The organism is Shigella sp. FC1967, assembly GCF_001743005.1.
In the GTDB taxonomy this organism is placed as follows: Bacteria; Pseudomonadota; Gammaproteobacteria; order Enterobacterales; family Enterobacteriaceae; genus Proteus.
This window is the reverse complement of record NZ_MIIZ01000266.1, coordinates 1-9,936: the sequence shown is the minus strand read 5'-3', so window position 1 is coordinate 9,936 and position 9,936 is coordinate 1. Positions and strand designations below refer to the sequence as shown.

The window sequence follows — 9,936 nt, the reverse complement described above, 5'->3', positions numbered from 1 at the left end:
TAAGAAATTAATTGTGAAAATAAGCATGGAAATATACCGTATTTATATCATTTTGATAAATAGGATTTGTGCTAATAGGTACTATTTTTGCTAATAAAAACCGCATAAAAATGCGGGTAAAACAGTGCTTATTTTATTTATTGTATTACGTAGGGAACAGCAAGAATGCTTAAAGTGATTTCACCATACGGATCTCACAGTCACTATGTCCCGTGTTACCTAATGCTTCATCAATAAATTCGAATCCGAGTTTTTCATATAAACCGACAGCTGCTTTTAAGATGTCTGTGGTTTCTAAATAGCAACGGCTAAAGCCTTGCTCTTTACCAAATTCAAGAGATTGTAGAACAATTTTTTTCGCAATACCTTTGCCACGTAGTTTGGATGAAAGGTACATCTTTTGTAATTCACAAGTATTGCCATCACCTCCAGCAAGTGGCGCGACACCACCACCACCAACAACTTCCCCCTCCATTTCAACAACCCAGTAAGCACTGCGTGGCTGATGATAAACTTCATAGAGGGTATCTAAAATGGGATCGGCAACCGCAAAGCCTTTATCGGCGGTTAAGCCATGCTCAGCAGAGACTTCACGAATAACGCGTGCAATACCTGCGTTGTCTTTTTCTTCAATAGCTCGGATAACAATATTTGGGGTTATAGTTTGGATTGCAGTCATAGTTGCACTCATCGTTTCACTTATTAGTAGAATATTTTTTGATTATTTATTGAGAGAGCACCGGAAAGGAACTTCTTCATTGAAAGTAGCACGGATAGCTACAAAAACTATCTTAATTGATTAAGTGGGTTTGTAAACCGTTAACCCTTTTTCTTTGCTTACTTATTCTGTTTATTTTTAGCGTTATATTTTTAGTGAGTGAGCAAATTTAAGCGAAAATAAGGAATGAAAAAGGCACATTGGCGAGAATAGAACTGGGAATAATAAAAAAATGAAGTGAAAAAATGGTTTTATTTTTTAGCTGAATAATATTAAGTAAAAACCCGCGATAAACGCGGGTTTTCATTATCAATCTCAGTACCTTTAAAGCGATAGTGCTTATAAAGAGGCGATAGAGATTTTCTGTGCGATTAGCTTCTCTTTTGCATTTAAGCATGTCGCTAAGCGTTCACGCTCTTTAGCAACAACCGCTTCTGGTGCTCGGCTAACAAAACCATCGTTAGATAATTTACTGTCTAAAGTGGTGATATCTTTCTCTACTTTTTCAAGCTCTTTATCTAAACGAGCAAGCTCTGCATCTTTATCGATAAAGCCTGCCATTGGGATCAGCAATTCTGCGCCGCTAACCAGTTTGGTCACTGATAATGGCGCTTCTTCACCTTCTGCTAATGGACGAATATCCGCTAAACGCCCCATAGCTTTTAAGAAACCAATATTGTCGCTGACACGGCGCTTAGCATTGTCATCTGCACCACGTAAAATAACCTCAAGTGGTTTGCCTGGAGCGATATTCATTTCAGCACGGATATTACGAACCGCAACAATCACTTCTTTGATCCACTCAAGATCGTTAAGTGCATGTTCATCCACCAGCGATGCATCGAACTCAGGGAAAGCTTGTAGCATGATGGTTTCACCTTCAATGCCTTTCACTTCCTTCACTCGTTGCCAGATGGTTTCTGTGATAAATGGAATGATTGGATGAGCAAGACGTAATAAGCCTTCTAATACTTCAATCAGCGTATGACGTGCTGCGCGTTTTTGTGCATCATTACCTTTGTGTACTGCAGGTTTTGATAGCTCAAGATACCAGTCACAGAATTGGTTCCAAGTAAATTCATATAAAATACCCGCAGCGATATCGAAACGATAGTTGTCTAACGCTTCACGATAAGCTTTAACGGTATTGTTGAATTCTGCTAAGATCCAACGGTCAGCGAGTGAGTATGTCATCTCACCACCTTGGTAGCCACAATCTTGCTCTTCTGTATTCATCAGAACAAAGCGACTTGCGTTCCACAGCTTATTACAGAAGTTACGGTAACCCGATAAACGTTTCATATCCCAGTTAATATCGCGACCGGTTGAAGCCAACGCAGCTAAGGTAAAGCGCAAGGCATCTGTACCGTGTGCTTCAATACCTTCTGGGAACTCTTTGCGAGTACGTTTAGCAATTTTTTCAGCCATCTGAGGCTGCATCATATTACCTGTACGTTTTTCTAACAGGTTTTCTAATGAAATACCGTCGATCATATCCAGAGGGTCGAGTACGTTACCTTTGGATTTTGACATCTTCTGACCTTCTTCATCACGAATAAGACCTGTCATGTAAACCGTATTAAATGGAATTTGCGGTTTACCGTCTTCATCTTTGATAAAGTGCATGGTCATCATGATCATGCGGGCGATCCAGAAGAAAATGATATCGAATCCACTGACTAAGACATTCGTTGGATGGAATGTTTTCAGTGCTTCGGTGTTTTCAGGCCAGCCTAATGTTGAAAATGTCCACAGTGCAGATGAGAACCACGTATCCAGTACGTCATCATCTTGGCGTAATGCCACATCTGCTGCGATATTGTTTTCACGACGAACTTCTTCCTCGTCACGACCGACGTAGACATTACCTTCATTATCATACCAAGCAGGAATACGGTGACCCCACCACAGTTGACGAGAAATACACCAATCTTGGATATCGTTCATCCATGAGAAGTACATATTTTCGTACTGTTTTGGTACAAATTGGATATCGCCATTTTTAACCGCTTCAACAGCAGGTTTTGCTAAAGGCGCTGCGCGAACATACCATTGGTCTGTTAATAGAGGCTCGATAACTACGCCACCACGGTCGCCGTAAGGTACCGTTAAATCGTGAGGTTTGATCTCTTCTAATAAACCTAGGCGTTCAAATTCAGCAACCATAGCTTTACGTGCAGCAAAGCGTTCCATACCTTGGTAGGCTTCTGGAATTTCAGTGCTGTAAACATCAGATTCAACACCATTGGTGTCTAATACTTCTGCGCTAACACGGATATTGCCGTCAAAATCCATGATATTAATCATGGGTAATTGATGGCGGCGTCCAACTTCGTAGTCGTTAAAGTCGTGAGCAGGGGTGATTTTTACGCAACCGGTCCCTTTTTCCATATCAGCGTGTTCGTCCGCTAAAATCGGGATACGACGGTTAACGATGGGTAAAATAATTTCTTTACCAATTAAATCTTTATAGCGAGGATCTTCTGGGTTAACTGCAACACCGGTATCACCTAACATGGTTTCAGGCCGTGTTGTTGCAACAATGAGGTAATCTTTGCCTTCCGCTGTTTTTGCTCCATCAGCTAAAGGATAGCGCAGGTGCCACATAGATCCTTTAACTTCACGGTTTTCGACTTCAAGATCAGAAATCGCGGTGTGTAATTTAGGATCCCAGTTTACAAGGCGTTTGCCGCGGTAGATAAGATCTTCTTTATGTAAACGAACAAAAGCTTCTTTTACCGCTTTAGATAATCCTTCATCCATGGTGAAACGTTCACGTTCCCAATCAACAGAATTACCTAAACGACGCATTTGGTTAGAAATGTTACCACCTGATTCTGCCTTCCATTCCCAAATTTTGTCGATAAATGCATCACGACCATAGTCATGACGATTTTTACCTTCTTCAGCAGCAATTTTACGCTCAACAACCATTTGAGTTGCGATACCTGCATGGTCAGTACCTGACTGCCATAAGGTATTTTTACCTTGCATGCGCTGATAACGGATCATGGTATCCATAATGGTCTGCTGGAAAGCATGACCCATATGTAGACTACCTGTGACGTTTGGCGGTGGGATCACGATACAGAAGCTTTCTTTTGTTGTATCGCCATTGGCTTTGAAATAGCCATTTTTTTCCCAATGCTGATACAGAGGTTGTTCAATCTCTGCTGGATTATATGTTGTGTCGAGCGATGGCTCTTTCGGTGCGGATTTATTTTCCATATTCTTTACGTATTCAATAGGTTGGCGGCGTAGCCATTGTCAAAGTAAAGCCGACGCTACGATAAATTTTATATCGTTCACGCGCCAACTGTTTCAATTGTTCATCAATAGGTACAAAGTCTATCACTTCATGGAAAGCTGTGGCAAAGTCTACGAATTGCGATTGCAAATTAATCAAGAGATCACGAGGTGCATTACCACGTTTTCCAGGCCAACATAATTCAACAGGAGAGCCATAACGAGGTCCTTCACCTGCAAGATTATGAGGAACAAACTGATGAGGTTCTCTTGCCCATAATGCCTCATCAAGCAATTCAGCTTGAGCTTGAGACTCACAAACCAACAAAATACGTTTGCCTAATCGCCAATGTTCAGCGGTAAGTTGACAGGCAAGCCACTCATGAGCCTGTAAATCATCATGTATTGATGGGTGTTCCATTAAATAAAACGTGGCGTTTTTCATGATATCCCGATAACAGAAGGGTATTGCGTTGCAATACCCTTCTTGGAGTCTGCTCTATTTACCCTAATAATAGGGTAATACCTTAACCTTGATAATTATGCGGTATTACTCGTCGCTATTCAAACCTGCGCGATTAAGTAAGAACTGAGACAATAAAGAAACAGGACGGCCTGTTGCCCCTTTTGCTTTACCTGAACGCCATGCTGTACCGGCAATATCTAAGTGAGCCCAGTTATATTTAGTTGCAAAACGCGCTAAGAAACAACCCGCAGTAATTGCCCCCCCTAAACGCCCACCTGTATTGGCTAAATCAGCAAAATTAGATTCGATTTGTTCATAGAACTCATCGCCTAATGGTAAACGCCAAGCGCGGTCACCTGCCTGCTCTGATGCATTCATTAATTCATGCGCTAATGGATTATGATTAGACATTAATCCGCTGTAGTGATGGCCTAAAGCCACCATACATGCACCGGTTAAGGTTGCGATATCAACAACTAACTCAGGTTCAAAGCGTTCAACATAGGTTAATGTATCGCACAGCACTAAACGACCTTCAGCATCGGTGTTTAATACTTCGACGGTTTGACCTGACATAGTTGTTAAAATATCACCAGGACGATACGCTTTTCCACCCGGCATATTTTCACAACCCGCAAGCACACCAATGACATTGATTGGTAACTGGAGTTCAGCAACGACGCGCATCACACCATAAACCGTTGCGGCACCACACATGTCGTATTTCATCTCATCCATGCCATCAGCAGGTTTAATAGAAATACCACCCGAGTCAAATGTCAGCCCTTTACCCACTAACACAATTGGGCGAGCTTCAGGATCTTTATTGCCTTTATATTCGATAATCGACATTAAAGATTCATTTTGAGAGCCTTGCCCTACCGCAAGGTAAGCATTCATATTTAGCTCTTTCATTTGTTCTTCGCCAATAACACGCGTAGAAACATTGGTAGATGAATCGGCTAGTTGGCGAGCTTGAGAGGCTAAATAAGCAGCATTACAGATATTGGGAGGCATGTTAGCTAAATCTTTACATGCTTTAATACCTGATGCGATGGCTAAACCGTGTGCAATTGCGCGTTCACCACTTGGCAATTCACGACGAGTAGGTACATTAAAGACCATCTTACGTAATGGACGACGTAATTCTGTCTTATTGCTTTTTAGTTGATCAAAGGTATAGAGGCAGTCTTTTGCAGTCTCAACCGCTTGACGCACTTTCCAGTAATTATTACGACCTTTAACGTGTAACTCAGTCAGAAAGCATACGGCTTCCATAGAGCCAGTTTCATTGAGTGTATTAATGGTTTTCTGAATGATCTGTTTATACTGGCGTTCATCCAATTCACGCTCTTTACCGCAACCAATCAGTAAAACGCGCTCAGAGAGAACATTAGGTACATGATGTAACAGCAATGATTGTCCGACTTTGCCTTCCAGTTCACCTCTGCGTAACAAGGCGCTGATATAGCCATCACTGATTTTATCAAGTTGCTCCGCGATCGGAGATAAACGACGAGGCTCAAACACCCCCACGATAATACAAGCGCTGCGTTGTTTCTCTGGGCTGCCGCTTTTTACATTAAACTCCATGCGTTCTCCTGAATATTAAAGACAAAAACGGAAAGTATCGTTTAGAATAGTGATCCGCATTAATCTACCCCATAGAAAGTTTACTTTTTATGTTAAGCTAAATGCATTAATTGAACACAACTAATTTAGCTAACTTATAAGCTTGTTCTTATTGGGAACCTGTTTATAGCATGTTTTGATATCATTTGGGCTGCAAGAATGTCTAACTGAGATGCACAAATGATAGATTTACAACGAAGTTAGCGATTTTCCTGCAAAAAGACAAGTTTTCACAGGCATAACTAGCGTGATTATAATTCGATATTTAGCTCGGGAAACCCTTAAAAGTCAGATAGCCATCTTATTTATTCTGATGCTTATCTTTTTTAGCCAGAAACTGGTTGAAATTTTAGGGGCTGCTGTTGAAGGTAACATTCCTACAAACCTCGTGGTTTCTCTGCTGTGGCTGGGAATTCCTGAGATGGCACAGCTTATTCTTCCATTAAGCCTTTTTCTTGGGCTTCTGATGACTTACAGCAAACTTTATGTTGAAAGTGAGATAACCGTCATGAATGCGTGCGGAATAGGTAAGAAAGCATTAGTGCAAGCTGCACTGTTGCTCTCATTACTGACCAGCGCATTAGCAGCAGGAAATGTCATTTGGCTTATTCCTTGGTCTTCAGCGCATCAAGAGCAAGTACTTGAGGATGCTAAAGCCAACCCAAGTTTAGCGGCATTGATGGAAGGGCAATTTAAAATGTCCAGCGACCGTAATATGGTGCTCTATCTTGGTAGTGTAAAAGGAAATCAATTCCAAGATGTCTTCCTTGCACAACTGCGTCCAACGCAAGATCAGCGTCCTTCTGTTGTGGTGGCAGATAAAGGCTATACCAAAGAATTACCTAACGGGAATCAGATAGTCGTATTAAGCGAGGGAACTCGCTATGAAGGTACGGCGGTACTACGTGATTTTCGTATTACCGATTTTAATGATTACCAAGCGGTTATTGGGCACCGTGAATCGACCATCAGCAGTAATCGTGTAGAACAAAAGACGATGACTGAACTTTGGCATTCGAATGAAACAGAGTCTATTGCTGAATTCCATTGGCGCTTAACCTTGATTTTCTCTGTTGTCATTATGGCTGTGATGGTCGTACCCTTAAGTGAGGTTAATCCACGTCAAGGCCGCGTATTAAGTATGTTACCAGCTATGCTGCTTTATCTGGTGTTCTTCTTGCTACAAAGTTCATTGCACTCTAATGGTGAAAAAGGAAAAGTTGATCCTCTCATTGCGATGTGGAGTGTTAATGGCGTTTATCTCGCCTTAGCTCTCTTATTAAATGTTTGGGATACCTTGCCTATGCGTAAATTCCGTGCTCGCTTTAAGAAAGGAGTTGCCTGATGTTTGGTGTATTAGATAGATATATCGGGCGTACTATTTTACAGTCAATTTTGATGACACTATTTTTGCTGGTTTCATTATCCGGCATTATCAAATTTGTCGATCAACTTCGTAAAGTAGGGCAAGGTGATTTCACCACGCTGGATGCAGGTGTTTACGCCATTTTAAATATCCTTAAAGATGTGCAAATTTTCTTTCCTATGGCTGCCTTATTGGGGGCATTATTAGGATTAGGTGCATTAGCAACGCGTAGTGAGTTGGTAGTAATGCAAGCATCAGGATTTACCCGCTTGCAAATTGCAGGCTCGGTGATGAAAACCGCTATTCCGTTAGTTCTGTTAACAGTACTGATTGGTGAATGGGGGGCTCCACAGGGTGAACAATATGCTCGTAACTATCGTGCTGAAAAAATCATGGGTAACTCTTTAGTTTCTACTAACCGCGGTATGTGGGCTAAAGATGGCAACCAATTTATTCATATCAACCGAATAAAGAGCCAAAATGAGATGCAAGGCATCACGCTCTATGATTTTAATCATGATAGAAAACTAGAAACGGTACGTTATGCATCAAGCGCAACCTACGATACGAATAAAAAAACGTGGATGTTGAAACAGGTTGAAGAGTCAGATTTAACGGATCTACAAAAAATCACCGGTAAAAAACAGGTATCACTTGAATGGCAAACACGACTCACGCCAGAAAAATTAAGCGTTGTGGCGTTAGATCCGGATGCTTTATCGATCAGCGGGCTTTATCAGTACGTTAAATATCTAAAACAAAGTGGGCAAGAGTCAGCAAACTATGAGCTGAATTTTTGGAAAAAAATCTTTGCCCCAATCTCTGTTGCAGTAATGATGTTAATGGCATTGTCATTTATTTTTGGTCCATTACGTACTGTACCAATGGGATTAAGAGTTTTAACCGGTATCTCTTTTGGTTTCTTATTCTATATCGTCAATGAAGTTTCAGGACGATTAAGTTTGGTTTATGGCATACCCGCAGTGATTGCAGCATTAGTCCCGGGAATACTCTTTCTAACTCTGAGTCTATGGTTATTGATGAAGCGTAATCGCTAAGTCAATATCAGCCAGAAAAATAAAAGCGCCTTATTAAGGCGCTTTTATTATCACTATCGAGTATCTGACTACTGATAAAAATCTTTTGCCAGAGCACGAACAAGCGCATTCGTACCTTGAGTCACTTCACTAAACTTAGTGCCGTTAGGTTTACGGGTGATCACCACAAATACACCGATATTTAATTCAGGAATGGTTGCCATATAAGTATTAAACCCACCGCCACCGCCTGTTTTTTGGTAAATCGCGGGAATACCATTGGCGGGAGCCATATAAACCCATCCTAAACCCACGCCATCAGCACGACCTGCAACATCCATCCCTTCTATTGAAGAGAGCCGATTACGTGGGAAGTAGACTGCCTGCTCTTTACTTGCAGTTGTTTTTCTCATGGCATGATGAGAAGTCAAAAAGCCTTGCATCCAACGTTGCATATCAGCAGGTGTTGAGTACACACCACCACTCCCAGCGGCGGCAATAGTATCAGAGCATGGACTGGGCTTATATCCCACTAATAGCCGTTGACATTGTGCTGGTGTCGGCGTCAATGTGGTATTAGTCATACCGGCGGGCTGAGTGACATATTGCTGTAAAAGTTGAGGGTAACTTTTACCTGATGCTTTTACCAAGGCATCCGCTAATAGATCGTAAGCTAGGTTTGAATAAGCCGCTTGCTCTCCTGCGGTAGCTGTCAGTGTCGCTTTTTTTCAGCCAGTTCCAGCGGTCGCCATGCGTTGGCCATATAAAAACAGGTCTTCCCCATTTTCCACCAGGTTGTTCTCGCGGAAAACCACTCGTGTGGCTTGCTAAATGATAAAGACGGATAGGGGATTGAGCGCTGACTAATGGAATGTCGACACCATAGTAGCTGTATTTTTGCAGTGGATCAGTGACTAATAATTTTCCATCCTCTTGTAGTTTTAACATCACTTCGCTTGTCATTAGCTTTGTGATAGAAGCGATGCGGATCAATGAGTTCATGGAGGGGGCGTTGCGACTTTTAGGTGTTGTTGTCCCAAAAGAACGATTCAAGGTTTGAGAGTTATTGATCATGACAATAACCATACCTTGAGGATTACTTTTTTGATAAATCTGTGAAGCGTATTTATCAAACAGTGTTCTTGCATTATTGACATTAGGACTTAATGCCGTAGGCCATTGTGTTAATTCAGGCACACTGTTCTGTTGGTTTAACATGGAAGGCGGTGTCGCTGGTGGTAATGACGAACGTTGGCTACACGCATTCAATGTCAGCAAAGCGACAGGGATCATAAGATATTTTAGAAAATGTTTTTTCATTTTTACTTTCAACAGAAGTCAGTGAGGTGAAAGGAATGCGATCAACATAAACTTATTTTATGTTTTAATTTGGTGCCTGTTTTATCGCGCTATTTTTTCTTTATCATTTTTAATACGGCACCTAAGATAATACCAACAAATATGCCTGTTA

The 9,936-nt window shown here is 41.4% G+C and carries 8 protein-coding genes; 2 read left to right on the top strand and 6 right to left on the bottom strand.

The window, feature by feature from the left end; genetic code table 11:
- Positions 1–169: 169 nt before the first annotated feature.
- From BHE89_RS02455 to pepA, 4 genes are all read right to left on the bottom strand, one after another.
- Entirely contained in the window at positions 170–679 is a 510-nt protein-coding gene (locus BHE89_RS02455; protein WP_069369932.1) for a GNAT family N-acetyltransferase, read from the bottom strand.
- 378 nt (positions 680–1,057) lie between these two features.
- Complete coding sequence (locus tag BHE89_RS02450; RefSeq protein WP_069369815.1) at positions 1,058–3,946, bottom strand: valine--tRNA ligase; 2,889 nt, start codon at positions 3,944–3,946, stop codon at positions 1,058–1,060.
- Positions 3,947–3,959: 13 nt separating this feature from the next.
- Positions 3,960–4,409, bottom strand: coding sequence for a DNA polymerase III subunit chi (locus BHE89_RS02445; RefSeq protein WP_023583544.1), 450 nt, complete (start codon positions 4,407–4,409; stop codon positions 3,960–3,962).
- 105 nt (positions 4,410–4,514) lie between these two features.
- Positions 4,515–6,023, bottom strand: coding sequence for a leucyl aminopeptidase (gene pepA, locus BHE89_RS02440; RefSeq protein ID WP_069369814.1), 1,509 nt, complete (start codon positions 6,021–6,023; stop codon positions 4,515–4,517).
- Positions 6,024–6,309: 286 nt separating this feature from the next.
- Here pepA and lptF point away from each other — a divergent pair, with 286 nt between their 5' ends.
- Positions 6,310–7,407 (top strand): LPS export ABC transporter permease LptF, encoded by a 1,098-nt coding sequence (gene lptF, locus BHE89_RS02435; RefSeq protein WP_069369813.1) that lies wholly within the window; start codon positions 6,310–6,312, stop codon positions 7,405–7,407.
- Entirely contained in the window at positions 7,407–8,486 is a 1,080-nt protein-coding gene (gene lptG / locus BHE89_RS02430; protein WP_069369812.1) for an LPS export ABC transporter permease LptG, read from the top strand. Before lptF ends, lptG begins: the two co-directional genes overlap by 1 nt.
- 68 nt (positions 8,487–8,554) lie before the next feature.
- On the opposite strand, the gene ampH is transcribed toward lptG, so the two are convergent.
- Entirely contained in the window at positions 8,555–9,181 is a 627-nt protein-coding gene (gene ampH / locus BHE89_RS26810) for a D-alanyl-D-alanine-carboxypeptidase/endopeptidase AmpH (protein ID WP_353615096.1), read from the bottom strand.
- Positions 9,096–9,785 carry a serine hydrolase gene (locus tag BHE89_RS26805; protein WP_353615095.1) on the bottom strand — a complete coding sequence of 230 codons (690 nt, stop codon included), beginning with the start codon at positions 9,783–9,785 and terminating at the stop codon, positions 9,096–9,098. Before BHE89_RS26805 ends, ampH begins: the two co-directional genes overlap by 86 nt.
- Positions 9,786–9,936 lie beyond the last annotated feature (151 nt).

Coding starts and splice junctions, on each gene's coding strand:
- pepA (WP_069369814.1), bottom strand. CDS start 6,023: ATGGAGTTTAATGTAAAAAGCGGCAGCCCAGAGAAACAACGCAGCGCT.
- BHE89_RS02455 (WP_069369932.1), bottom strand. CDS start 679: ATGACTGCAATCCAAACTATAACCCCAAATATTGTTATCCGAGCTATT.
- BHE89_RS02445 (WP_023583544.1), bottom strand. CDS start 4,409: ATGAAAAACGCCACGTTTTATTTAATGGAACACCCATCAATACATGAT.
- lptG (WP_069369812.1), top strand. CDS start 7,407: ATGTTTGGTGTATTAGATAGATATATCGGGCGTACTATTTTACAGTCA.
- BHE89_RS02450 (WP_069369815.1), bottom strand. CDS start 3,946: ATGGAAAATAAATCCGCACCGAAAGAGCCATCGCTCGACACAACATAT.
- BHE89_RS26805 (WP_353615095.1), bottom strand. CDS start 9,785: ATGAAAAAACATTTTCTAAAATATCTTATGATCCCTGTCGCTTTGCTG.